This window comes from Variovorax jilinensis (assembly GCF_030316885.1).
Lineage (GTDB): Bacteria > Pseudomonadota > Gammaproteobacteria > Burkholderiales > Burkholderiaceae_C > Variovorax > Variovorax jilinensis.
The window spans coordinates 44,056-68,841 of sequence record NZ_JASZYQ010000007.1 but is presented as its reverse complement, the minus strand read 5'-3'; the positions used below and the strand labels follow the sequence as shown (position 1 = coordinate 68,841).

Here is a 24,786-nt window from a genome sequence, read left to right as displayed (position 1 = left end):
CGGATGGACGTTCACGTCGCAGATGTTGGAACTTCATGTCACCCGGGTCTGGCGAACTTCTCGGATCCATCGCTAGTCCATGCTTATTACTTGCGATAATAATAGATTATCGGAAACTATGTAGAATATACGTTAGACATCATACATGCGATGTGTGATAAATGACGCTAAGGCGATCTGACGTGGACTTCGTCTGTGGCTGTCCGCTGAGCTAATGCCGATGGAGGTCATCTATGAAATCTGCTGAGAAAGCGTCGTCGTCCCAGGTGCCCAAGGTGACCAAGGCCTTGGTGCCCCTGAAAAACGACCACGCGCTGCTCGACCCCAGCCAGCTGTCGGATATGGCAGAGGAAGCCGCGCACGACCTGATGGCCGAGGGCGAGTCGGACAACACCCGTCTCGCGTACCGCGCCGCCATGCGCTACTGGGCCGCCTGGTTCGGCGCGCGCTACGGGCGGCAGATGGCGCTGCCGGTTGCCGTCCCCGTGGTCGTCCAGTTCATCGTCGACCACGCCCAGCGCTCGACCAAGGCCGGCCTCGAGCACCAGCTGCCGCCCGAGATCGACCAGGCGCTGGTGGAAGCCGGGTTCAAGGGAAAGCTGGGGGCGCCGGCGCTCAACACCCTAGTGCACCGGGTCTCGGTGCTCTCGATGGCCCACCACGTCTCCAAGCAGCCCAACCCGTGCGTCGACCCGGCGGTGAAGGCCCTGCTGAGCAAAACGCGAAAGGCCTATGCGAAGCGCAACGCCCTGCCCCACAAGCAGCGTGCGCTGACCAAAGAGCCGCTGGAGGCGGTGCTGGAGACCTGCGACGACTCGCTGAAAGGAAAACGCGACCGCGCCCTCCTTCTCTTCGCCTGGGCCTCGGGCGGGCGCCGGCGCTCAGAGGTGTCAGAAGCCGTGTTCGAGAACCTGCACCGCGGGGATGAAGGCGCCTACCTATACACGCTGGCGAGTTCGAAGACGAACCACAACGGGAAGATCCGGGCGGAGGACGTGAAGCCGGTGGTCGGGTCAGCCGCTGTGGCCTTGGAGGCCTGGCTCAAGGCGAGCGGCATCGCGTCGGGGCCCCTCTTCCGGCGCATCCTCAAGAACGGCAAGCTCGGCACCGACGGGCTCTCGGGGACGGCGGTGCGGGACATCGTGAAGGGGCGGTGTGCGCTCGCCGGTGTGGGGGAGGATTTCTCGGCGCATTCACTGCGCTCGGGGTTCGTGACCGAGGCTGGGCGGCAGAACATGCCGCTGCAGGAGACGATGGCTATGACGGGACACCGGAGCACGGACACGGTGGCAGGGTACTTCAGGGCGGGGGCGGCACAGGCGAGCGCGGTGGCTCGAATGATGGACTTAGGGAAGCAGGATTCCGAAAAGGCCTAAACGGGTGCTTCGGCCGTTCAGTCGAGCACGTCCTCATCCTGCTCGATCAGCGCAAGCCGGCATCGAGCGCCGCGACCACAACCTCCGCTCTACGTCCTCCTAAGACGACTATCCGGTGTGCGATAGCACCTCGCCAAGCACCAGCAGTAGGTTGGCGGCCAGACGTTCAGCGAAGAAGAGTTGACTCGATCTGTGAAGCGCGCAAGGGCGATGAGGTGCTCAGTTGAGCTCACACAAGCCCTGCAATCCGCCTCAAGGAAGCCTTCAGTGCGGTCAAGCTTTCTGGTTTGTTTTCTAGAAGCCAGGTGACTAGAGCCGGTACATCTCTTGTCTTTCTAAACTCTTGCGTGGCCTCAGAAATCGACGAGAACAACTCGCTAAGGACTGCTGCCCCATCAATATCTTCAAGCACTTCTGGATCTTGATTTGGGACGAGTTCTGCCAATGTCGACTCTATCTGTGAAACTGTGAAGAAAGCCCCTATTTCGTTGAGAGCTGCATGGATTGCATTGGGCTCTAGGAGATAGTTTTCCAGCATGCGGCGATCAAGGAATCGAAGCTTCCCACCGGATCTATTCTCAATTTCTTGACGTTGCTTCGGCTTCCTCTTCTCGGCGTCCAGCAGTATGCAAACCATTGGGGGAACAAGGCCCGACGAGCCGGAAAGACGCGCGTAGATCGAAGCGACTTCTTCGGGCGCCATGGACCTCTTTCGCTTGGACTCGAACGTGCCGGTGTGTTCGACGCGAAGCACTGCAGTTCCTGCCGCGATCTCGGGGCATGCAAATCGAAGGAGCTCTGGCATTACCAGTTCTTCCGACTGACCCTCTACCCACAAAACACTATCCTTGGCGTGCAGATCAGTCACACGTAAGCCAAGCCTAGAAAGTTCGCCTTGAAGCGAATGGAGATCAGCTTGTCTCGTCTGCGTTGCGACAGTAGCATACTCCTTGAGCTCAAGAAAACTAATTGTCTTTGTGTTGACTGCTGTCAGCACATCTGCGGAGTGTGCGGTGAGCAAGTATTGATGCTGCCTACCCTCGGTCTCCAAGATTGCGAGCAGTTCACGCAAAGCACGAGGATGCAGGAAGGCATTGGGCTCATCAATTGCTATGACCTGAGGGTCGCGAGCCGTCAAGACCACGTAGAGTATCGCGATGATGTTTCCTATGCCGGACCCCATTCTCGCCAAAGGAGTCGCGAGATCGCTGCGTTGAGATTCAGGAGGAGTTGGCAGACACTGCAGAGAGAAGGTGTTGCCTGTTGGGGTTGACTGCACCCATGCAATGCTCGGAAGAATTCTCGCCACCCATTCACAAAGCATTCGGTGCCCATGCGCATCGCTGGTCTGCAGTTGGTTTATGAAGTAAGGAAGTTGAATCGCTTCTCGATCAAGGATCGGAGAGTTCGTCATCGAACATTCAGAACCAGGCCTTCTCATTGCCCCGAACTTGTAGATTCTCTTCTTAAATTGTTGATAGAAACTGTCAACTTCTCCGCCTATTTGACGCGAACTTAAGTCAGACACTAAAAATTCGCCCACTGGTCCCGGGCCGATAGCTGCGCATGCAATTGAAGGATTCTGCCATTCACTAACTAAGCCTTCAAAAGGGGTTCCTGAAGAGATCAAAAGCGAACGGCCCTCGGCCGTCGAACTAAATCTAACTGCTAGGGGTGCGTTTGTCCCCATCAGCGATTGCAAGTACTCCACCCCGATAGCGGTCCCGTTGTAGGGTTGGCTTACTGGCAGTCGAAACGACTGCGGGGCGAATAACCTTCCAAGCTCCTGCGTGGTTGTACTGAAAGCGACTTCCATCTTCGAGTTTCCGCGTACTGCGTCTCCATACGCAGGAAGCGTTTTTGGCGATCGATGTGGTTCTGACGCGTAAACGAGATCTAAGACTTCTAGAACAGACGATTTCCCGGAGTTGTTGCCGCCAACAATCAAATTGAAGCCCGACTCAAAGTCGAGGATCTGCTTGTCATTAAAACTCTTATAATTGTCGAGTGCGATTTGGCTAATCTGCATTGGGTGAGTCTACGAAAAGTTCGCTAGCTTACTCGGCATCGAGAGACCCTAGGGGTTTGGATCTAGGCGTGCCAGATGGTGGTCGCGCGGTCATTCAACGATGGCGTTCAGCAGATATACCTAGTTCCAGGAGCAAGTTGGGTGATCAACGTGGTGATCGCCGCCAAGCGAGCAGGTCGTCGAGGTGCGATGGCCGCTCAGCCGGAGCTTGCTAGTTGCCAACTCGAACTCGATCACCCCATCTATTGACTATCATTCATCGGATCTCGAATGCACTCTTGGACAACGGCACTTGCGTGGGCTTGGATCATAGGCCTCTGCCTCTGGGCGGTCGGAACTCGTCGTAACCGTACGTTCTTGGCGGCTTGGCCCTACGTCACGATAGCTACTGGTGTCGTGACCGCGTTCCTCGCGTGGCACTGGTGGGGGCACGAAGGCGCGAGTATGGTGGTGGCTCGCTTCGCCGGGCCTACGGCCAGTGCAGACCTTATGGCCGCAGGTCAGTCAGGTGACTTGTTCGGAGGCTTCAACGCCCTGTTCGCATCGCTCGCCTTCGTGGCGGCCAGCGGCGCACTTATTTTTCAAGCGTCCGCAATGAGGGCGGCGCAGCGGCAACTCGCCTTGCAGGCATTCGAGCCTCTCTTTCTGCATCTTATGGAAATTCATGAACGCATCGCGCAGACAGTGCGGATCGAGATGGATTTTCTCGACTACGAGAACGGGCAGTTCTATCAGCGGGTCGTGGCTCTTGAAAAAGCTGCGGCGACCATTGCGTTTGAGCTGCCCACGTACAACTGGTTCGTTGGCCTTCGGCTTCAAACCATCGTCAGCAACGAGCATCGCGCAAAAAGGCTTGGAGAATTCTACGAGGGTATCTACACAGATTCATCCAACGAACACGCCCTGGGACCGTACTTCCGCTCGCTATATCACATCTTCAAGTTCATCAAGAACGCCGACCTCCCCTACGCGCAGAAAGTCTCTTACTCAAACATCGCCCGGTCAACCTTGGGCAAGGGCCATCTACTGCTGCTAGCCCTGAACTGCTTGTCAAAATACGGAGGGGGTTTCAAGCCGCTAGTTGAGGAGTTCGGGTTGCTCAAGCACATTGCCGAGCACGAGCCGCAGGGTGCAGAGTCGGAGTTGGAATGGCTAATCGTGACGTGGTGCTATAGCCCAACTGCACGGTTGTCTGCTACCGAGCGTGAGCAGTACTGGCAAGCTCACCCGGACGAGCGAGCACCCCCGAAGGTCCTGTAGATGTCCAGGATTGGGTGACCGCATTTCTGGTGCAAATTGATATGGCTGTGCGCCGGCCCATCTCTGAGCGCCTGAACGACGTTGTTGACAAGCTACGAAAGGAAGGCGTGGCCATGGATCGCTGCATCGGGCCAGCTCACATCGGCCCCTACGCGGATGTGCTGGTACATCCCCGCCTCGGTCGGGTGCGCATCAAAGCGCAACGACTGTGAGGCATTTGCCGACCCACGGCGTTGACTTCGGAATTCAGACCCTGGCGTACGAATCCGCACGGAAGGCAAAAAAGAGCGGGCGTTAGGCGCTTTTGTAAGGGGTTGTCGCGATTGAATTTCGAATCAGTGCATCAATCTGCATCGAAGATGGGCGTTGATTCCGCCCTTCCAGCGCTGGCGTTTCTCTCGTGATGACCGACGCCTAAGGTGTCGAGGTTGAAGTTGCGGGTAGGGTAGTTGCGTTGCGCTGTGACGAACTCTGCCGAAATTCCAAAGCTTCAGGGATGTCTTCGAATTCCAGCAACTCTCCTGCGAGCGCGCTCAGGTGGAGCTTCGCCTCCAGCGGCGTTGCACGAAAGAACTCGCGACGTCGGTTGACGGCGTTCACACGTCGCTCGCCGAGACGTGCATGCATCTGACCTTCGATGCCTACAGCGTCTTTGGAGAAAAAAAGTGCGTGCACATCAAAGTTGAAGGGCACCGAGGCGTCACTCAATTCGCGAATGCGATCCCGTGGATCGAGCCGGCGCGTCATGCCAACCTTGACCATCGATTCGCCAAAGGAGCCGATGTTGGAGATCACATAGACATAGCCCGCGCGAATGTTGGCCGCTCGATAGTCAACATCCGATAGCGCCCGATCGACGTCAGCGAGCTGATCGCGCATGCGCCCCACCGCTTCTAAGTCGCCCTTGGCCTCAAGCGCGGCAAGCGCATTTGTGTAGTGCGTGCGCTCCTTCTCAAGGCGCTCGCGTTCGCGCTCCAGCTCTTGTTGAGCCTTTCGCTCTTCCTTGAGCCGCTCGCGCTCGGCGCGGTCCGCTTCCTTCTCTTCGGCTTGTCTCTGCAGAAAGTCGGCGGTCAAGGACAGCTCATCAATGCGGGTGCGTAGATACTGCGCTGAAATCTGGATGTCCATGCTGCGCCCCAGGCGTTCGATGGTGGAGGCAACCTTACGCAGCCGCTCGATAGCAGCATCAAGCTTATATGGCTTGAGTAAACGTACAAGGTTGTCCGCCTCGGCGTTGAAGGCGCGCAGCATAAGCTTGGAGAAATCGCGCACCATCGCCTTGCCTTCGGTGATGGATCCGTTCACCGTCCAGTTGGTGGTTGCCTGGATGGCGCCGCCATCTTTTTTGGCCATTTCTTTGATGGTTGCCTGCACGACGTCGAGTGCAAGGCGAAACGACACAGCATCGGTCAGTGGATGGCGATACTTGTAGATTCCGACCTCTTGAAGCATCGCAGCGTCTTCCGTGACGACGATGGCTTGCCGCAGTTCCTCTTGCCTCCGCAACAAAAGAGCAAGCGCCTCTTTGGACGCTTCGCGCTCGCGGGCGAGTGCTTGTCGCTGGTGAGCCATCTCGTGCTCAAGTTTCTTGGCCCGCTCTTCCATCTCGAGAACCGAGAAAGCGCCTAGTCGCTGAAGTTGATTGGTAGCTTCGCGCAGCTCATCGCGCAACTCTTGGATCTTGATGGACTGCTCGGCTGCGAGGCGCCTAGCTCCAAAAAAGGGGATCTTGACGGCTTCGTACTTCGCCTGGTTTTTGTTGTTCATACGATCTGAGAAATTCGGATGTAGGAAAGGAAGTTCGACGGACACTCTCGTTTCGTCGCTCTGGTCTTCAGCTCTCGCACTCATGCGCCCAGCTGAATCTCGACAAGCGGCGTCTCCCATTGATTGGATTTCAAGGAAGGCCAGTATGTTTCGGGCGTCTGAGACCGCGTACGCACCATCACCGCTATCACCTGCGCGGCTCCTCCTTGCAATGGACGTTCTTCGACGCTCGCGGCGAGCCTTCCGACAAGTTGGCCATTCATCGAGTGAAGGGCACGACCCCTCATTTCTACGCGATCGCCAGGACGTAGGGCAGCGATCGAACGATGGATCGGGTCCTCCGGCGGGTTGCGCCCTGCAAATCCAATGTCCATGCCGGCGGGCCCGAGCAGCACGTACCGACGCTCAAGCTCCGCGCGATGCTGAGGTCGAACTGCCGGCAAGCGGTCCTGCACCCCACTGACCGTCCCGAGATCCACAAGGTACGGATTGCGCCCGCCTTCAGCCCGCATCAAAGACAACGTCTGCCGCGCACGTGTCATCGCGACATAGAGAAGCCGCCTCTCGTCCTCATGGTCCCAACGCCAGTCGGCACAGTCCATCACGATGACGTGGCCGAACTCCAGGCCCTTCGCAGCGTGCGCCGTCATCAACTTGATGGCACTCTCCCGGCCATCGCGTGAATTCTCTCCGGCAGCCTCGTACAGAAGTTCCAACACCTCCGCCGCAGGGACGACGTCCGCCTGCAGTGTCGAAGCAGTCTCCTCGACGATCTCCTGCAGGTCCTGCAGCGCTACGTTCCGGGGTTGCGCGCCTCGTTGTCGACTCAACAGCCTGCGCAACGCGCCCAAGCGAACCATGCGCACCTGGCGGCGGCGTAGAGCTTGCGCCAAGGCCCAGCCCTCGCGCGTTCGCATCAGCGAAATCTGCCCCTTGGCTGCCTCAGGCCCGGTGATCTCGCAAGGAAGCCCCTCGACTTCACAGATCGCCCGCATCTTCTCCAGCGGGGCATGCGTGCGACAGAGCACCGCGATCTCTGACAGCTTCACGGCTGGATCGATGCGCCGGATGCGCTGTATCTCCGCATAGACGATCTGAGCTTGGAGGTTCGGACTGGTCGGGCTGGTCAGGAGCCGCACCGCGCCATGGCCTTCTTCGTCCAGAGCGGCCCACCGCCCCCCGTGCGGATCGTCCTTGCGCCGGGCGTCGATCCGGATCGGATGATCGACCTTCATCCGATCAGCGCCACGCTGGATCACATGATTGGCCGCAGCGATGATGTTCTGGGTGGAGCGGAAGTTCTCGACCAGGTACGTGAGCTCTCCTTCGTAGTCGGCCCGAAAGCGCCGGATGAACTCGACGTTCGCGCCCTTGAAGGAGTAGATGTTCTGGTCGTCATCCCCTACCGCCATGATGCTCAGCTTGCTGTCCGCATCGACGCGCCGGCGGCCGGCCAAGGCGCTCACCAGAGCGTACTGCTGCTCGTCGATGTCCTGATATTCGTCGACGAAGATGTATTCATACCCCTGCAGCAGCCGGTCACGGAGCTCATCCGCATCGGTCAGCGCCGAGCTCCTGCCTTCGAGCAGATCGATCGCGTCCTGGAGCATCTTCTTGAAGTCGACCACGCTGGCCGAGCGCTCGGCCCCCGCGAGGCTGGTGCCGGTCAAGCGTAGCGCCATGGCGTGGTAGGTCATGACCAACACGCCCCTTCCGTCGTCTCCGGCCAGCGCTTGGAGGCGTCGGCGCAGCTGGACCGCAGCGCTCCGGTTGTAGGCGAGCGCGATGATGCGGCCAGGACTGACGCGAAGTACCCGCAACAGGTAGGCGATGCGGTGCACGATCAGACGTGTCTTGCCTGAGCCCGGCCCCGCCAGGACCAGGTGATTGCCCGTTTTCGATTGGGTGACGAGCGCTTCCTGCACAGGGTGCTGCAGGTCGTCGACGATGCGACGATAGGACTCGTCGGTGGTCTTGCGCTCCAACAGATCCGTGCGTCCGCGGAAGAACTCCTTGATGAACTGCTTGTGCGGCAGCGTGAAGTACGCCTTGACCAAGTCCTGGGCCTTCGCCGGGTCTTCCGCGCCGAGCTTGGCGTACTCGTGCATGACATGGGTCTGGAGGGTTCGTTCCTTGTAGAACTCTTCCAGCGGCGCGAAGGCGGCCACGGTGAACCGCCTGGAGGTCTCGCCCTGCATCTGGATGGTCATCGCGGAGCGGAACACCGAGCGGCCCTTGTCCAGCTCGAGCACCCGAGTCTGGTGCAGGTACAGGAGGGCATTCTCGAGAGCCACCTCGGGTTCCCGCAACTGGGTCTTGAGGACCAGATCGTCGTTCAGCGCATCGATCAGCGCCTGGGCCTTGCACTCCACCATGCAGGCGCCTTTGACACCCTCCGGCACCTCCGCGAGCAGGCGATCGAGGGTGACTTGCGCCACCGCGCGTCGCAGCTCGCAGATCCTGCGGATCTGGGCCCATGAGCGACGCAAGGTCACGCGCAGGGTGTCGTCCCCCAGGGCCTGCAGCTGGATCATGCTGCGCTTGTCGTTGCCGGAGCCGAATCCGTCGGCCATTGAGCGCAGGCAGGCCCGCACCTGCGATGGGTCTACCTGCACCGTTTCGCCGTCCGCCTTGAGCCGCGTACGCAGTTCGGTGCAGACCGCTCGCAGGTTGAGGCGCTGGTGCGACTCGTCCTGATCGGCGTCGGGTGCCTGCTCCGACATCAAGTCCAGGAGCTCCTTTTCCATGGCGCACAGGAATTCCAGGCGAATGGAAGAAGCACCTCGCACGCGGCACATCAAGCGCACCGTCAACCCGAGGTCGTTGACGAGGATTCCGAGCTTGGCCAGCTGGTGGATGATCCGAAAGCACTCCTCCGGTTGGATGCCGGCATCGAGCATGAGCTCGTCGGTGCTCAGGCCCTCCGGCGTGTCGGAGCGAAACAGCGCGATCGCGACGGCCAGGAACTTCTGCTGCTTGCTGGCCGGCAGGTTCGCTTTGTCGATCCGGTCCTTGGCTTCCTGCAGGGATGCCACCCGCAGGCTCGCGGGAAACACCTTGGTCGCGTTCTCGTTGCGCTTGAGAAAGTCGTTTCGCTCAAGCCAGGCGATCGCGGTGGTCACCTTGGTGGAGGCGTCTGGCGCATCGACGTCGATGGCGGTGCCGCTGCTTTGCGCAAGGAGCTCCTTGGCCGACACGACGATCTCGTCCTTGCCCAGCTTCTTCGCCTGGTCGCGCAGGGCGCGCAGCAGGCCACTGAAATCCCGCTGCGAGAGCTGTGAGCGGGAGGAAAGCTTGAACTGGGTCTCCACATCCTGCTCGTCGAAGAGCAGTACGCACCGAGCCTCCTCGCCGTCGCGCCCTGCCCTGCCCGCCTCCTGCAGGTAGTTCTCCAGGGAGCCGGGAATGTCCGCGTGAATGACCAGGCGCACGTTGGGCTTGTCCACTCCCATGCCAAAGGCATTGGTGGCGGCGATCACCTGCAGCTCGCCGTCAAGGAATTGCCGCTGGGCCTCCTTGCGCAGGTCGGCGCTCAGTCCTCCGTGGTAGCAGCCGCAGGAGATGCCCTGCTGCGCAACGATCTGTGCGAGAGTCTCGGCGTTCTTGCGGGTGGCACAGAACACCACGGCCGCGTCCTCCCTGCGCAGGCCGTCGCGCAGGAGCTCGACGATGCGCTGCGGCTTCTCTCCACCCGAGGTGGGCACGACCGCATAGGACAGGTTGGTTCGCTCATGGCCACCCAGGAAGGTCTTCAGCTCGATCTGGAGGCTGTCTTGGAAGTGGCTGCAGAGGTCCTCGATGACATCGGGCTTGGCGGTGGCGGTGAAGCACGCCACCGGTGCCTGGCCCGGGAACTGCTCCCGGATGAAGCGGGAGACGTAAAGATAGTCCGTCCGGAAGTCGTGGCCCCACTTAGACAGGCAATGAGCCTCGTCGAACACCCAGGCCGCGATCTCGCGCATCCGGAGCGCCTCCACGAAGGTTCGGCTTCGGAACTGCTCGGGCGAGACCAGCACGATGCCGACGTCGCCCAGGCGGATGCGATCCAGGACATCCCGTCGCTCCAAGGGGGTGAGCATGCCGTTGACCGTGGCGGCACACTGGATGTCGGCCTTCATGAGGTTGTCCACTTGGTCGCGCATCAGCGACTGAAGCGGGGAGATCACCACGGTCAATCGACCCGAGCGGCGGTAGTGGACGAGCGCGGGAAGCTGGTAGCAGATGGATTTCCCCCCGCCGGTCGGCAGCACGGCCAGCAGGCTTTCGCGCGCCAGACCAGCGCTGACGATCGCGCGCTGCAGGGAGCTGCCATCGGGCGCCGCCGGCACCGGCCGAAAGCTCGGCTTGCCGAACAGCATCGACAGCAGCGACTCGGGGTGGTGGTTCAGCCGGCAGTAGTCGCAGTCGGGGTGTCCGCAGTCGATCTCGCGCAGGTCGGCGATCAGCTGTCGGACAGCGGGCAGTTCATGGAAGACCCAGTGCGGGAGGATGGAGTTGCCGCCGGAGACGCGGATCCAGCCGAGGGCGAAGGCGAGCGACCAAGGATCGTGGCTGTCGACTGCCCCTGCGACGTCCAGCGCCAGACTGCGCAAGCGGGTGGCACAACAGCGCCCGGCGAAGCGGTTCGCAACGCTGCGCGCTGCCGCTTCGCTGGACGGTGCTGTCTCCTCGCGGATTTGGGACAGCAGCGTGGCCATGCCCTCGTCGTCGCGGAACAAGCAATGCAGAAGTGCCAGCCACCAACTCTCTTGCTCATTCGTTTCGAGCAACGCTTCGACGGACTCCTCGAGCACGTTCAGCGCCACCCGCGCGTCCTTGGTCGGGTTGTTGCGTTCGTCGCTGAGGAGCTTGTAGCCCTTGACGAGCCGGTGGTAGGGTTTGCTGGGGAAGGCAAGAGCCGACAGTTCCAGGGTGTCCAGCACCGGCCAGCTCAAGCACTCGAGTTGAGGGAGTTGATCTCTCAACAAGGGAACATCGTGCCGGCGGATGTTGTGGCCCAACAGTGCTCTGCCCTCGCGGGCGAAGGTGTTGAGCGAAGCCGCCACCGAGGGTGCCTTGGCGGGCGAGCAGTTGCTGCTGAAGCCGGCCGTGTCATCTGAACGAACGGCACCGATCGCGAAGATCCGGTCATCCTTCTCAGGATGGGCCTCGACATCGACGGAAACGAAGCGGCCATCGGCGGCAATGCGCCGAGCACGTGCGCGCAAGGAATCGACGACGGGCGTTTCCATCGAGGGCGAGGCAGGTAGCCAATAGTGAGGAAGTGATCACTTGTAACCGAAAGATACGCCTCCACACAAGTGACCCATTCCCGCTGCTGCGAGGGCGCGTGAACAAATGGACGGATTCACTCTCGCAAAAATGCCAATGTAGTCGGCCAGCTGGCTCTTGTCGGCTCCGCAAAGGTGGGTGGCGACATTCGCAAGGCGCCCGCATTCCGAAGGCATACTCGACCACTCAGGGGGTATCAACGAGCTGCTAGGCGGATAACTAGTCAGCCGCTCAACTATGCGCCAATCCTGACAATGACCGATTCGCTCCGAGGCCTTGCCGAGCAGCTGGAACAGTTCGCTGCCGATCGCGACTGGCAGCAGTTCCACTCGCCAAAGAACCTCAGCGCTGCGCTGGCCGTCGAAGCGGCCGAGCTGCTCGAACACTTCCAGTGGCTTACCGAAGACCAGAGCCGGGCGCTCTCGCCCGCCAAGCGCGACGCGGTCGGCGCAGAGGTGGCCGACGTCCTGTTGTATCTGGTCCAGCTCGCCAGCGCCTTGGGCATCGACCCGATCGCCGCCGCCCAGGCCAAGCTCCAGCTCAACGACTTGAAGTACCCCGTCGATCAAGCGCGCGGTAGCAGCAAGAAGTACAACGAACTTTGAGCGCGAACCCCGGTGATCATCTACCAAGCCAACAAGCGCGATTTCCTTCACCACGCATTGCGCGACGACATCGAAGAGGTGGTGTCTCGACAGTTTCGAAGTGCCACGGGCTATGGCGTTGGCCCCTCCGAAATTCAGGCTTGGAAGTACTCTTTGCTGGAGATGGCCAAGGTGCTGCAGGACGAGGAAATCCCATTGGATGCAGGTGTGGCGATCGAGTACCAGTTGCCCCAGAGCCGCAAGCGCATCGACTTCGTCATTGCCGGCGAGGATGCTGCCGCCCGCTCGAAGGTCGTCATCATCGAGCTCAAGCAATGGTCGGAATCGCGCCGCAGTGACAAGGACGCGGTGATCTGGGCACGGCGCGGTGGCCGCACGTCGGAACGCGAGGGGCCGCACCCGTCCTACCAGGCCTGGTCGTACGCCACCTTCTTGCAGGACTTCAATGCCGCAGTACAGGATGGCGGCATGGCACTGCAGCCCTGTGCCTACCTGCACAACCATCCGCGCGACGGCGAGATCGACCACGCCCACTACCAGCCGCACATGGATCGTGCGCCGCTCTTCCTCATGCGCGAGCGCAGCAAGCTGCAGGCCTTTATCCGGGAACATGTGCGCTTCGGCGACCGCAAGGGTACGCTGTATGCGATCGAGAACGGGCGCATCCGACCATCCAAGATGCTGATCGACAGTGTCGCGGGTCTGTTGCAAGGCAAGCCCGAGTTCGTACTGATCGATGACCAGAAGGTGGTACACGAAACTATCCTGCAAGCGGAGGCCCGCGCCGCTCAGCGCAAGCAAGTGGTCATCGTCCAGGGTGGACCCGGGACCGGCAAGTCGGTCGTGGCGATCAACTTGCTCGCCGCGCTCATCGCGCGCGAGCGCAACGTGCGCTACGTTTCCAAGAACGCTGCGCCGCGCGCGGTGTACGAGGCCAAGTTGACAGGGACTTTCTCGAAGTCGCGCATCAGCAACTTGTTCAGCGGCTCCGGTGCCTTCGTCAACGATGAGGCCGACAGCCACGACACGTTGATTGTGGACGAGGCGCACCGTCTGAACGAGAAAAGCGGCCTCTACCGCAACCTCGGCGACAACCAGGTGAAGGAGTTGATCCGTTCCGCGCGCTGCACCGTGTTCTTTGTGGACGACGACCAGCGCGTCACGCTGTTTGACATCGGCCACACGGAAGAGCTTCGTCGGCATGCGCGGGCGCTCGGCGCCGAAGTGACCGAACTCGAACTGTCCTCGCAGTTCCGGTGCAATGGCTCGGACGGCTACCTTGCCTGGCTGGACCATACCCTTGGCGTGAGGCAGACCGCCAACTCGAGCTTGAACACCGCGGACTACGATTTTCGGGTCTTCGATGACCCCGCGGCGATGCATGCGCTCATCGCGCTCAAGAACGAGACGAACAATCGCTCGAGGGTGGTGGCGGGCTATTGCTGGAAGTGGCCCAGCAAGCGGGACCCGCAAGCTTGGGACATCACCCTGCCCGACTTTGGCTACCAGCGCCGTTGGAATTTGGACAAGGACGGCAGCCTCTGGATCGTTGCGCCGGACTCCATGGAGGAAGTAGGCTGCATCCACACCTGCCAAGGCTTGGAGCTGGACTACGTCGGCGTGATCATTGGCCCGGACTTGAGTTTTCGCGATGGAAGCGTGGTCCCCGACGCCTCGAAGCGGGCTTCTTCCGATCAGTCGGTCAAGGGGCTGAAAAAGCTGCTGGCGGAAGACCCGGTCAAAGCCCGTGCCCTTGCGGACGCGATCGTGAGGAATACGTATCGCACGCTCATGACGCGCGGGATGAAGGGGTGCTATGTGTACTGCACGGATCCAGATTTGGCGGCACATTTCCGCACGCATCTCAGGCGGTCGAAGCCGCAGGCAGAAGTCGAAGGCCTATGAGCGACCTCTCCAGCGATGACTCTGAGATCCGGGCAGCCGCCTTTGCGCATGTCCGGCGTTTGGCGGCGTTGAACGACCACCTGAGCTCTGACCATCTGCGGGCCGGCTTTATGTTCAAGGGGGAGCGCCTCCCGTTGATCAATCCGCAAAGGGGGATTTTCAAGCCACGACAGATGCGCTACCTGCTCTCGATCCGGACGGTCTATCCCAAGTCAGGGGCCAAGGTCTGGTACGACGACCAGCGCGAGGTGCACAAGCAGATCTACGAAGGCCAGGAGTCGGTCTCCTATGCCTTCATGGGTCAAAACCCAGATGCAGCGGACAACGTGTGGCTGCGCGAGGCGCTCGAATCCCAGATCCCTTTCATCTATTTCCTGGGCACGTCGCCGGGACGCTATCAGGCCATCATCCCGGCCTTCATTTCAGGATGGAATCGGCAAGCGCTCAAGGCGAACGTGGCATTTGGCATGCCGGGGCAAACGGAGATTCCTACAGACGTTGTCGAACGACGTTACGCCCTGAGACAGGTTCAGCAGCGATTGCACCAAGCGTCGTTCCGCGACGCGGTGATCGCGGCCTACCGAGGACGGTGCGCGTTGTCCGGCTTACCGGAGGCGCTGCTGCTCGATGCTGCACATATCATCTCCGACGGCCATGAAGATCTGGGGCAGCCCGTTGTACCTAACGGTATCCCGCTGTCGAAGATCCATCACGCGGCCTTTGACGCGCATCTCATCGGCATCGATCCGTCGTTCAAAGTGCACGTCTCAGAGCGCCTGCGAGCTCAGAACGATGGCCCCCTGTTGGAGGCTTTGAAACGGCTCCACCTGGGGCAGCTTCATCTGCCACAGCGAACGCGGGATCGACCTGACAGAGATCGACTGGCAATGCGCTTCGAATCCTTCCTCGCTTCGACCTGAGGATCCGATCGCCGCGCTCGCAGGCAGCATAACGCTGGCGTTGAGTACCGCTTGAAACTGCTCGTGGCATCTCACCAAGTGCGGCTTTGCGGTGGCAACGCCGCCAAAAGGCCGTGCACTGCAACTGCATGCCAGACTCGTCGCAGTGCGCTTGCACGGGGGGTCGCCACATCAGCTTCGCCTACGTACGGCGACCGTCCCACGAAGGGCCTCGGACCTCGGGTTGCTCGGGGTGCGCTCTGGCCGGGAGACGATGGCAACACGAACGCAAATCGTCCTCTGAGGTACGACGTGCACTCATGAAAAACGCCTGCTTGGAGATGAGCTTGTTGACTGGGCTTCTGAGCGCGTCGAACCAGCCTTCATACTCGGTCGCAGAGTGCCTGAATGAGAGTCGGCCCTGCTACAATTAACAACATCTGGTTACGCCCTCTAAAAATCAAACTCTACGGAGCGGAGACACCGGCGGCGGCAAGCGGAGGACGTCAGCCAGGCGCTATGGACGTCAGCCAGCAGTTCCTGGCTGCGCGTGGGTGCCTTGCGCTGTTCGCTACGCATCCGACGGCTGTACGGCATGCGGTCCTCCGACGCAGAATGAATCAGTCGAATTCCAAGCCTAGGTATTTCCTACTCGCGGGAAGCGCGTCGGCGTCCGCGGAAGCAACGTCCGTCGATCGAGCACACGAGTTCGTACGCGAAGTCACTAAGAAGGTGCTGGAGGCTGGAGATGGATTCGTTGTCTACACCGCCTCTGAGCCGGTCAATGCGGCAATGCAACCGCTGATCTTTGACTGGACGATCCTGCGTGAGATCGATGCTTGCCATCCTGCTCAGGCGACATCGCCCCGCGTCGTCATCGTCCTGGCTGAGCGGCATCGCCAAGCAAGCATGAACCCCGAACAGCGCGCACTAATCGCGCGGCTTTCGCTGCGTGGACTTGCCAAGGTCGATGTCATCCCCGATGAGGTTGTCACAGGGGGGAACGTCGGGGATGCGCAAGCCTCTCACGCGTCGGCGATGCTAGCGCTCGGTGGGGGCAAGGGGGTCTCCGATCGGGCCTACAAGATGATGAAGCTGGGCCTGCCGGTCTATCCGATGGATTTGAAGATCGGGGCCAACAGCGAGGACGGTGAAGGCGCGCTGGTTGTGCACAGGAAGTTCATGTCGGCGCCCTTGTCCTACCTGAGCCACACTGGCGCAGAGGCCGTCTCCAAGACGCCCGCACTGTCCCTTGAAGAGCCCGCCGTGCCGATCCCGGAAATCGCGGCGCATGTCGTCGCGATCCTGGAGAACGAGCTTGCAGCCGAGGCGCATGCAGCGCCTACGGACGTATTGGTGCTGACGGCATTGCCTATTGAACTCAACGCAGCCCGTATGGCCTTTGGGATCGATGAAGAGGCCCCAGCTGCGAAGACCGATATCGGGCAGAACCACTGGCGCGCGCAAATCCAGACCAACAGGGGCACGCTTGCTACCTGCACGATCGCCACGTTCGGCACCGCTGGCAATGTTGATGCCGCGGCCATCACCGCCGCGCTTTTGATGGAGTTCAAACCAAAACTCGTGATCATGATAGGCATCGCCGCCGGCATGCGCGACAAGACCGCGCTTGGCGACGTTGTCATCGCGGACCGAGTGGTCGCGTATGAAGGGGCGGCGCTGTTAGAAGGCGGCAGGACCGAATCGCGGCCCGAGATCTATCGCCCGGATTTTTCCGTGCAGCAGGACATCGCGAACTACCTCGCCTCGGCGAGGTCCGCCACCGCACGCATTGATAGCGCGCGTGCGGCCCAAGGACTGGTGTTCCCGGAAGCCTCTGGAGCTGGAGCAGTTTCTAAGCGCTCGATGCCGCAGGCGGCAACCATCGGCAGTGGCGAGAAGCTCTTGCGGGATCCCGAGAAGTTCCGGCAGCTGCGCGATCTACACGGCAAGGTGGAGGTGGCTGAGATGGAGGCCGCGGGCATCTTCACGGCGTGCACGCAGCACAGCGTCCCCTCGCTCATTATTCGCGGCATCAGCGACTTCGGGGACACGAAGAAGGACAACACGTTTCACGATCTGGCGTCTAGGGCCGCAGCCATTGTCGCTGCTGATCTGGTCGTCTTTGGCATGGGCTCTTAGGAGTCGTCACAACTTTTCAACCCAGTCACGCGCGCCGTAGAGCCCCACTAGGAGGACCGATTTGCCTTTGACGAATACACAACTGCTATGGTACGACAGCAATGTGCTGCGTCTGCAGCAGAAGAAGCGTACTGAGTACCACGAGCAGGTTGATCGCCTGATCAAGGAGCTGCGAAAGCAGGTCGAGAACCGCGAGGAGCTGAAGGTCACCAAGGTGGTCAAGGCGGGCTCGTTCGCGAAGTACACCATTCTGCGCAAGACCAACGACGACGCGGTCGACGTTGATGTGGTGTTTTACATCACCGGCAAGAATGCGGACCATGAGACGTTCAAGCAGCTGAGCGACACCATCTACGAGTTGCTGATAAAGATCTATCCGAACAAGAAGGTTGAGGACTTTGAGATCCAACGACGCGCTGCGACCGTCACCTTCGTCGGGTCAGGCTTGGCCGTCGACATCGTCCCTCTCATCCAGGATCTCGCGCGCCCGGATTACGGCTGGCAGTTTGACATCCAGGATGGTTCCAAGAGCGAAACCTGCGCGCCCTGCTCGATCAAGTTTGTCGCCGATCGGAAGAACAACGATACGCACTTCAGAACGTTGGTCCGGATGGGCAAGCGGTGGAAGAACCATCACAAGCCGGCCGGCCTGAAGTCGTTTCACATCGAACTGATCATGGCGCATCTGCTGGAGAAGAACGGCCCTGGCGGCAGCATCGAGAAACGCTTCAGGGACTTTCTGCTCTACATCGCGCAGTCCGGCTTGAAGGATCGCATCGACTTCATCGAGAACCGCAGCAGCTCAGCCGTGCAGTTCACCGACCCTGTCGTCATCGTGGACCCAGTGAACAATCGCAACAACGCGGCGTCAAGGATTACGGAGAACGAACGTGTAGAGATCAAGCAGGCTGCCACCCAGTCGTGGGAAGACGCAGTGTTTGCATCAGAGGAGGACGATGTGGAACTTTGGAAAGAAGTATTTGGCCCACGCTTCAAGGTGGAGGATGACGAATGAGCGGCACCAGCAGCAGTACCAAGACCTTCACCTTCACGCATGAGGATGTTGCCAAGGTTGTTCGGCGTTTCACATCGGACTTGAGGATGATCGCGGAGAGCTCAAAGAGCATGACCGAGGCTGAGGCGGCCAAGTACGGCCATGACGTTGAGTACCTCGCACAGAGGGGATACCTCAAGATGGTCGATGTCACGCTTCTGAGCGCCGGTGCGGAAGTTAAGGCTGTCCAGTACGTGGTCCAAGTCGGGAGCAACGATCTCACCCCGTCCAAGCCTGGCGGTGTCCTTTGGCCGGAGGTGAGCCGGCCTTTCTTGCGGATCATCCTCAGCTACACCAACGACTACACAGCTGCAGTCAAGGAGAAGACTCTGCCCAACCTCAAGATCGGTTGGGTTCCAACGGATGCAAGCACCGCACACGCATCCCTCAAGGAATCCGGTGGACGCGACTACAGTAGCAACGCATTCGGTGTGACACGAAAGGATTTCACGTGAGCATCTCTGTATTCGAGAGCAAGACCCCTCTTCCCGACCCAGGTATCACCGCACGCACGAATGGGTTGCTTGGCTTCGAGAGCCTGTATCTCCGAGTGAGCAAGCAACTGCAGTTGCTCATCAATCTGGATCAGGTGGAGACCTGGAGCAAAAAGCATCACGGCAAGCGCCTTGCGCTGGTGGAGGCGCTTCGCGACCAATACCCGTTCGCAATTTTCTATGGTGACGTCGGCACCGGAAAGTCGGCCATGGCCGAAGCAATCGGCAATCGCATCGCCAAGGACGCGAAGGTCGAAGACTCGGTGCTCTTCAAGCTGAGTAATCGTGTGCGCGGTACCGGCAACGTCGGCGAAATGGGAACGTTGATATCTGAGGCTTTCGCAGAGATCAAAAAGTCCATTGGCAAGGATCGCCGCGCGATCTTGATTATCGACGAGGGTGATTCCCTGGCGGCATCGCGGACGCAAGAGCATAGCCACCACGAAGACAAGGTGGCGGTGAACACGCTCATCCAGGCCATCGATGAGCTGCGGGCCAACAAGGGCCGCATCTTCACGATCCTGTGCACGAATCGGATGTCTGTTCTTGATCCCGCCATCCAGCGCCGAGCTGCGGTAGTCGAGCATTTTCGCCGGCCCGATGCCGGGCAGCGCAAGGACCTCTTCGGTATGGATCTCGCGGACTTGGGCCTGACGCCATCGCAGATCGCATCGCTGGTGTCCTCGACGGGCGCAGTGGCCGGGAAACCCTCCTGGACCTACTCCGACATTCGGACGCGCCTTTACCCGGCGGCCGTTGCGCTCGCCTTCCCTGAAACTGGCCTTACGTTCACCCACTTCGAGCAGGCGCTGCAGGTGACCTCACCGTCGCCGGCTCTTGCCGATTGACCGCGTTCAGCAGCCAATATTAGAACGGGAGAGCCCATGACCGCTAAGCAGGAAATCTTCATCTCCGTCGACGTCGAGACTGCTGGCCCCATCCCTGGCGAATACAGCATGCTCACGTTGGGCGCCTGTTGTGTGGACCAGCCGAGCAGGACGTTCTCCTGCTCGATCAAGCCGATCAGCAACAAGTTCGTACCGGAAGCTTTGGAGGTTACCGGCCTTTCGCTGGAGTCGCTCGCCAAGGATGGGCTACCCCCTGATGTTGCGATGCAGGACTTCGCCACGTGGGTTGGTTCGCAGTGCACGCAGTGGGAGCTCCCGGTCTTCGTGGGCCTCAACGCCCCGTTTGATTGGTCGTTCGTCAACTACTACTTCCATCGCTTCCTAGGCACAAACCCGTTCGGCTTCACAGCGGTTGACATCAAAGCTGTGTATATGGGCGCCACAGGGAGCACTTGGCAGGACACGAGATCCAGCGCCATGGCTCGCAGGCTGAATCCCACCCTGCAGGGTGATCACGACGCCCTCCATGACGCGCTCTACCAAGCAGAGCTGTTTCGCCTCGCTCGCGGTCTAATCAACCCTTGAGTGATCTGCCTTGAGCAAAATTAAGACACGCTGAGCGCTAGTCTTTCGGTGATTCGGGCCCGAGATCGATTCAAGGTGATATGACAAGGCCGGAAGACCACACATCCGATGCCGACCCCGCCAATGCCGCGACAGTTTGTCGCCGCCCCGCGCCACCCCGCGGCGCCCTTTTTCACCTCATGCCAAGCGGGCTTTGCCGGGGCAAGAGCGGTTTAAAAAAGCCCTCCTTCCCCCTGGCGGGCTTGACGCCTTCCCCTGCCCTCCTCACTCCGCGCTTTTTCCGAGCAGCCTTTGGCGGGGGCGCGCCGCGAATGAAATGAACATAATTTCCCAGTGACTCGCAATAATCGACGAACGTCTGCAGGCGCCGACGTGCAATGTCCGCTTTCAGACCCGATCGAGAACTAGCTTTGCCGGCGAAAAGTGGACCTTCGCGCGTGCGTTCCAACCCATTCGAATCGCTTGAACTTCTCCCTGCTAGTCACCAGCACGCCCAGCTATTTGGGGGTCCGCTCATGGAGAAGTATTCGTTCGTCCGGTTTCATGCGTGGGTGTCCGCTTAACCGGTCCACGTCGCACCTGCAGACGCCCTCGACAAGATCCGTGCGAACAAGAAGGTCCTGTTGTCGATTGACCTAGAGGTATCGCCTGCGGTCATGAGCAATTCCGAGGACGTCGTGCTGCCGCTACTGCTTCTCGATCCCGGCCGCACTAATCATGTCGGCCCAGCTTTTCTGCTCGCTTTGCAGCGATTGGCCGAAGGCCCGGCTGTCATTGCCCACGATGTCCATGCCGTTGTCCGAGAAGACGCGCCGAACGCCGGCGTCTTCGTTGAGTGCCTTGACCATCTCTTGCTGCAGTCGCGCAACGATGGCGGGAGGCGTGCCCTTCGGCGCGAAGGCCCCCACCCACACGATGGCGTCCACGCCGGGTACGCCCGCTTCGGCGAGCGTGGGTACCTGGGGGAGCAGGGCCGATCGCTTGCTGCCAGTCACAGCGAGCGCGCGGGCCCGACCCGCATCCACCAGTGGCTTGGTGGACCCGACGCTGTCGAACTGCAGATCGATCTCGCCGGCGATGAGCGCGGTGGCCAGCGCCGCGGTTCCCTTGTAGGGAACATGTGTCATGTCGATGCCGCTCTTGAGCTTGAACTGTTCGCCGGCGAGATGCGTGACGCTTCCCGTCCCGATGCTGCCGAAGTTGAGCTTGCCCGGCGACTTCTTGGCTAGCGCCACCAACTCCTTGACATCTTTCGCGGAGACGGCGGGGTTCACCTTCAATGCCAGCGGATAGCTCCCCAACATGGTGATCGGCTCGAAATCCGACACCGGGTCGAATGGCTTCTTCGCCTGCAGCAGGGGCGCGATCACATGGCTGCTGTTGCTGGCGATCAGCACGGTGTAGCCGTCGGCGCGAGCGCGCATCACGTACGCCTCACCAATCAGTCCCGTGGCGCCCGCACGGTTGTCAACGACGAAAGGCTGGTCCATGGCCACGGCAAGCCTTTGCGCAATGACCCTCGCCACCAGATCGGTGGCGCCGCCAGCCGGAAAAGGCGAGACCAGCGTCACGGCGCGCTCTGGATAGGCCGGCTGCGCCGCCGCGGCTGCACCAGTGATCGCCAACGTGGCGGCGACGAAAGCGCGGACAAATGGGGGCAAGGACATGGAAGGACTCCTGGGTGAAGCGTGCAGTTTCTGTAGCACGGACCCGAGCGACAAGCGGGCATTTGCAAGGGCAGCTTTTGCAGAATACAAAACCTTGCAAGAATGGGCCCACCGTCTCGGCGCCTTCCTCTGCAAATTCGACGGAACTTCATCCTGGGCCTGACCGATGCACTACGACCTCACAGACCTGCGGATATTCCTCGCCACGGCCGAGGAAGGTAGCCTTTCGCGTGGTGCGGCACGCTGCCACCTCGCCCCCTCGTCGGCCAGCCTGCGTCTCAAAGGGCTCGAAGAAGCGCTGCATGTCACCCTTTTCGTGCGTCAGGCGCGCGGCGTCGCGCTCACCGCGGCAGGCACCGTCATGCTGGAGCATGTTCGCCAATGCCTGGCGCGGCTCGAGCAAATGCATTCGGACCTCTCGCCCTATGCCCTCGGGCTGGGAACGCACCTGACCTTCTTTGCCAACAACAACGCCGTCAACTCGCACCTTCCGGCCGATCTGGCGCGCTTCTTCGCGGCGCATCCGTCCGTTCGCATCACCCTAGAGGAACGGCTCGGGCCCGACATCATTGCAGCGGTCGCACAAGGACGCGCCGACATCGGCGTGGTGGCCATCGAGTCCGATCACCCCGACCTCGAGTTCCTGCCCTACCGCGAGGACCGCTTCGTGATCGTCGCGCCATTGGGCGGTCGCCTCAGTCGTCGCAAGTCAGTGCGTTTTGCCGAGTGTTTCCAAGAAACGTGGATCTGCCTGCAGAACGGATCCGCGCTGCACACCTACCTGATGAATCAGGCCGCCGCACTCGGTGGACGCCTGGATGTTCGCGTGCAGGTCGCGGGCTATGCCGCCGTGGCGCGTCTGGTGGCCTCCGGCGCTGGCATCGGCATCGTTCCGGAGTCGGCACTCGATGCCTCGGAGCGCGAACGCCTGGCCGTGATCGCCCTGGCGGAACCTTGGGCCGAGCGTCACCACCGCGTGTGTGTGCGACGCGGCGCCGTGTCTGCGAATCGGCAGCTGGGTCACTTGATCGCGACGCTCTGCAGGCCGCAGGCCCCCGCCATCTAGCGGCAGTTCCCGTCGCCCGGCCTGGGCGCGGTGCTTTCGTCATCTACAAAGGCTGTGTTTGGCAAAGCTCGCTTTGCCGCGACGGGGTCGTTGCGCAGAATCCGACCTTCCAAGGCACCGGCGAACCCGAGCATCTGCAGTTCGGACGAAGTTGCCGACGCAAATGCCCATGTCCAAAGGATGCGAATGGCCGAGAGAATCCCCACGTCCCCGTCGGGCGACCCGCTCGACACCCTCTTGTCGGCCTCGATCGATCTGTTCGGCCTGCAGGTGGAAGAAGCTTGGCGCAGCGAGGCGTGCTTCTTCCTGAACATCGTTGCGCAGGCGGCCCGGCTCGTGCTGGCGATCGACCTGGGTGACGACGCTGAACCCGCTGCGGTGTTCCGCCCATGACGGCGCCTGTCCAGTTGGAAGCCGGACATTTGGCGTTTGCTTCCGCCCAGGCCATCGCCCGCTCAGTCTCTTCCGGAGAAATCACCGCACGATCGGTCATCGAACAGACACTGCACCGCATCGATGCCGTCAATCCGGCGGTGAATGCTTTCACCGACGTCACTGCCGAGCGGGCATTGGCGGCAGCGGACACGTTGGATCGCCAGCGTGCCGGTGGCGCGAAGTTGGGGTCCTTGGCGGGCGTGCCTTTCGCCGCAAAAAACCTGTTCGACATCCAGGGTATTCCCACGCGCGCGGGCTCAAGGATAAATCGGGACTGCCCGCCGGCGCAGCATGACGCTTTTCTCGTCGCGCGGTTGCAAGCGCAAGGCGCGATCCTCGTGGGCGGACTGAACATGGGCGAGTACGCATCGGACTTCACCGGCGAGAACTGCCATGACGGTGCGTCGAGGAATCCCCATGCGCTCGACCACATGTCCGGTGGGTCGTCCGGCGGATCGGCTGCGGCCGTGGCCGCCGGCCTGGTTCCCATCGCCCTCGGCTCGGACACCAACGGATCCATTCGCGTGCCGTCCTCGCTGTGCGGAATATTCGGCTTGAAGCCCACCTACGGTCGTCTGTCGCGCTCGGGCAGCTTCCCTTTCGTCTCGTCATTCGATCACCTGGGCCCTTTCGGGCGTTCAGTGGCAGATCTCGCCTGCATCTATGACGTGATGCAGGGTCACGATCGCGATGACCCGGTCCAGAATCCGCGGGGGCCCGATCTCACCCTCGCCGAAATAGGCAAAGGCAGCGGCGTTCTGCGAATTGCCATCGCCGGTGGATTCTTCCGACGCGGCGGCCAAGCGGAGGCATTCGAATCCGTCGACCGGCTCGCCGCGACGCTTGGCGTGAGCCAGGTGGTCGACCTGCCGCAGGTGGAGATCGCGCGGGCGTCGGCGATCGTCATCACCTCGGCCGAAGGCGCAGCGCTGCATGCCCGACGCCTCAAGGAGCGCCCTGCAGACTTCGATCCCGCAGTTCGCAACCGCCTCATCGGCGGACTGGCAACGCCCGCGGCCTGGGTGACTGCCGCCCAACGCTTTCGCCGGCACTTTCGCGACCAGGTCCTTGAACTGTTCAAGTCCGTGGACGTGCTGCTCGCACCGGCCACGCCCTGCCGCGCGCCCTTGATCGGTCAAAAGACCATGGTCCTCGATGGCGAGACCCTGCTCATCCGGCCAAACCTGGGCCTCTACACCCAGCCGATCTCTTTCATCGGCTTGCCCGTGGTGACGGTTCCGGTATGGGACGACGACGCCCTACTTCCCATCGGCGTCCAGGTCGTTGCACCTCCGTGGCGAGAAGACCTCGCGCTACGGGTGGCGCGAGCGCTGGAGCGACAAGGCATCGTCGGCTGTCGCAAGCCTGCCTTTTGACGAGGAC

General features: G+C 61.0%; 18 protein-coding genes. 14 read left to right on the top strand and 4 right to left on the bottom strand.

The genetic code is table 11. The annotated features are described in order from the left end of the window. The first annotated feature begins 341 nt into the window (after positions 1-341). Positions 342-1,376 carry a site-specific integrase gene (locus QTH87_RS21805; protein ID WP_286612276.1) on the top strand — a complete coding sequence of 345 codons (1,035 nt, stop codon included), beginning with the start codon at positions 342-344 and terminating at the stop codon, positions 1,374-1,376. A 229-nt stretch (positions 1,377-1,605) separates the two neighbouring features. Here QTH87_RS21805 and QTH87_RS21800 read toward each other — a convergent pair whose 3' ends face one another. After that, entirely contained in the window at positions 1,606-3,405 is a 1,800-nt protein-coding gene (locus QTH87_RS21800) for an AAA family ATPase (RefSeq protein WP_286612162.1), read from the bottom strand. Between the two features lie 396 nt (positions 3,406-3,801). On the opposite strand from QTH87_RS21800, the gene QTH87_RS21795 reads away from it, so the two are divergent. Beyond that, a complete protein-coding gene (locus tag QTH87_RS21795) occupies positions 3,802-4,665 on the top strand; it encodes a putative phage abortive infection protein (RefSeq protein ID WP_286612161.1) in 864 nt (287 codons plus the stop codon). A 14-nt stretch (positions 4,666-4,679) separates the two neighbouring features. Then, positions 4,680-4,877 carry a hypothetical protein gene (locus tag QTH87_RS21790; RefSeq protein ID WP_286612160.1) on the top strand — a complete coding sequence of 66 codons (198 nt, stop codon included), beginning with the start codon at positions 4,680-4,682 and terminating at the stop codon, positions 4,875-4,877. Between the two features lie 202 nt (positions 4,878-5,079). Here the strand turns inward: QTH87_RS21790 and QTH87_RS21785 are convergent, their stop codons facing one another. Further along, a complete protein-coding gene (locus QTH87_RS21785) occupies positions 5,080-6,432 on the bottom strand; it encodes an SNIPE associated domain-containing protein (protein ID WP_286612159.1) in 1,353 nt (450 codons plus the stop codon). An 80-nt stretch (positions 6,433-6,512) separates the two neighbouring features. Continuing rightward, the gene (locus tag QTH87_RS21780; protein ID WP_286612158.1) at positions 6,513-11,663 is read right to left on the bottom strand and encodes a RecQ family ATP-dependent DNA helicase; all 5,151 of its coding nucleotides are present in this window, start codon (positions 11,661-11,663) and stop codon (positions 6,513-6,515) included. Between the two features lie 294 nt (positions 11,664-11,957). On the opposite strand from QTH87_RS21780, the gene QTH87_RS21775 reads away from it, so the two are divergent. The 8 genes from QTH87_RS21775 to QTH87_RS21740 all read left to right on the top strand — a co-directional run bounded on the left by QTH87_RS21775 (position 11,958) and on the right by QTH87_RS21740 (position 20,235). Next, complete coding sequence (locus tag QTH87_RS21775) at positions 11,958-12,308, top strand: nucleotide pyrophosphohydrolase (RefSeq protein WP_286612157.1); 351 nt, start codon at positions 11,958-11,960, stop codon at positions 12,306-12,308. A 12-nt stretch (positions 12,309-12,320) separates the two neighbouring features. Then, on the top strand, positions 12,321-14,213 hold the full coding sequence (locus QTH87_RS21770) for a DUF2075 domain-containing protein (RefSeq protein ID WP_286612156.1): 1,893 nt from the start codon (positions 12,321-12,323) through the stop codon (positions 14,211-14,213). Beyond that, complete coding sequence (locus QTH87_RS21765) at positions 14,210-15,133, top strand: HNH endonuclease (protein WP_286612155.1); 924 nt, start codon at positions 14,210-14,212, stop codon at positions 15,131-15,133. The genes QTH87_RS21770 and QTH87_RS21765 overlap by 4 nt, the downstream gene beginning before the upstream one ends. 594 nt (positions 15,134-15,727) lie before the next feature. After that, the gene (locus QTH87_RS21760; protein ID WP_286612154.1) at positions 15,728-17,254 is read left to right on the top strand and encodes a phosphorylase family protein; all 1,527 of its coding nucleotides are present in this window, start codon (positions 15,728-15,730) and stop codon (positions 17,252-17,254) included. 61 nt (positions 17,255-17,315) lie between these two features. Further along, positions 17,316-18,269 carry a CBASS oligonucleotide cyclase gene (locus tag QTH87_RS21755; RefSeq protein WP_286612153.1) on the top strand — a complete coding sequence of 318 codons (954 nt, stop codon included), beginning with the start codon at positions 17,316-17,318 and terminating at the stop codon, positions 18,267-18,269. Further along, positions 18,266-18,763, top strand: coding sequence for an HORMA-1 domain-containing protein (locus QTH87_RS21750; protein WP_286612152.1), 498 nt, complete (start codon positions 18,266-18,268; stop codon positions 18,761-18,763). The genes QTH87_RS21755 and QTH87_RS21750 overlap by 4 nt, the downstream gene beginning before the upstream one ends. Next, the gene (locus QTH87_RS21745) at positions 18,760-19,650 is read left to right on the top strand and encodes an AAA family ATPase (RefSeq protein ID WP_286612151.1); all 891 of its coding nucleotides are present in this window, start codon (positions 18,760-18,762) and stop codon (positions 19,648-19,650) included. Before QTH87_RS21750 ends, QTH87_RS21745 begins: the two co-directional genes overlap by 4 nt. A gap of 36 nt (positions 19,651-19,686) precedes the next feature. Then, positions 19,687-20,235, top strand: coding sequence for a 3'-5' exonuclease (locus QTH87_RS21740; RefSeq protein WP_286612150.1), 549 nt, complete (start codon positions 19,687-19,689; stop codon positions 20,233-20,235). A 686-nt stretch (positions 20,236-20,921) separates the two neighbouring features. Here the strand turns inward: QTH87_RS21740 and QTH87_RS21735 are convergent. Further along, complete coding sequence (locus QTH87_RS21735) at positions 20,922-21,902, bottom strand: Bug family tripartite tricarboxylate transporter substrate binding protein (protein ID WP_286612149.1); 981 nt, start codon at positions 21,900-21,902, stop codon at positions 20,922-20,924. A gap of 166 nt (positions 21,903-22,068) precedes the next feature. Between QTH87_RS21735 and QTH87_RS21730 the strand changes: the two genes are divergently transcribed. From QTH87_RS21730 to QTH87_RS21720, 3 genes are all read left to right on the top strand, one after another. Beyond that, the gene (locus QTH87_RS21730) at positions 22,069-22,968 is read left to right on the top strand and encodes a LysR family transcriptional regulator (RefSeq protein WP_286612148.1); all 900 of its coding nucleotides are present in this window, start codon (positions 22,069-22,071) and stop codon (positions 22,966-22,968) included. 186 nt (positions 22,969-23,154) lie between these two features. Further along, entirely contained in the window at positions 23,155-23,361 is a 207-nt protein-coding gene (locus tag QTH87_RS21725; protein ID WP_286612147.1) for an AtzG-like protein, read from the top strand. Then, on the top strand, positions 23,358-24,779 hold the full coding sequence (locus tag QTH87_RS21720) for an AtzE family amidohydrolase (protein WP_286612146.1): 1,422 nt from the start codon (positions 23,358-23,360) through the stop codon (positions 24,777-24,779). The genes QTH87_RS21725 and QTH87_RS21720 overlap by 4 nt, the downstream gene beginning before the upstream one ends. Positions 24,780-24,786 lie beyond the last annotated feature (7 nt).

Excerpts from the sequence above, each read along its gene's own strand:
- QTH87_RS21785 (WP_286612159.1), bottom strand. The coding sequence starts at position 6,432 with ATGAACAACAAAAACCAGGCGAAGTACGAAGCCGTCAAGATCCCCTTT.
- QTH87_RS21765 (WP_286612155.1), top strand. The coding sequence starts at position 14,210 with ATGAGCGACCTCTCCAGCGATGACTCTGAGATCCGGGCAGCCGCCTTT.
- QTH87_RS21800 (WP_286612162.1), bottom strand. The coding sequence starts at position 3,405 with ATGCAGATTAGCCAAATCGCACTCGACAATTATAAGAGTTTTAATGAC.
- QTH87_RS21740 (WP_286612150.1), top strand. The coding sequence starts at position 19,687 with ATGACCGCTAAGCAGGAAATCTTCATCTCCGTCGACGTCGAGACTGCT.
- QTH87_RS21750 (WP_286612152.1), top strand. The coding sequence starts at position 18,266 with ATGAGCGGCACCAGCAGCAGTACCAAGACCTTCACCTTCACGCATGAG.
- QTH87_RS21780 (WP_286612158.1), bottom strand. The coding sequence starts at position 11,663 with ATGGAAACGCCCGTCGTCGATTCCTTGCGCGCACGTGCTCGGCGCATT.
- QTH87_RS21730 (WP_286612148.1), top strand. The coding sequence starts at position 22,069 with ATGCACTACGACCTCACAGACCTGCGGATATTCCTCGCCACGGCCGAG.
- QTH87_RS21725 (WP_286612147.1), top strand. The coding sequence starts at position 23,155 with ATGGCCGAGAGAATCCCCACGTCCCCGTCGGGCGACCCGCTCGACACC.
- QTH87_RS21775 (WP_286612157.1), top strand. The coding sequence starts at position 11,958 with ATGACCGATTCGCTCCGAGGCCTTGCCGAGCAGCTGGAACAGTTCGCT.
- QTH87_RS21760 (WP_286612154.1), top strand. The coding sequence starts at position 15,728 with ATGAATCAGTCGAATTCCAAGCCTAGGTATTTCCTACTCGCGGGAAGC.
- QTH87_RS21735 (WP_286612149.1), bottom strand. The coding sequence starts at position 21,902 with ATGTCCTTGCCCCCATTTGTCCGCGCTTTCGTCGCCGCCACGTTGGCG.
- QTH87_RS21805 (WP_286612276.1), top strand. The coding sequence starts at position 342 with ATGGCAGAGGAAGCCGCGCACGACCTGATGGCCGAGGGCGAGTCGGAC.
- QTH87_RS21720 (WP_286612146.1), top strand. The coding sequence starts at position 23,358 with ATGACGGCGCCTGTCCAGTTGGAAGCCGGACATTTGGCGTTTGCTTCC.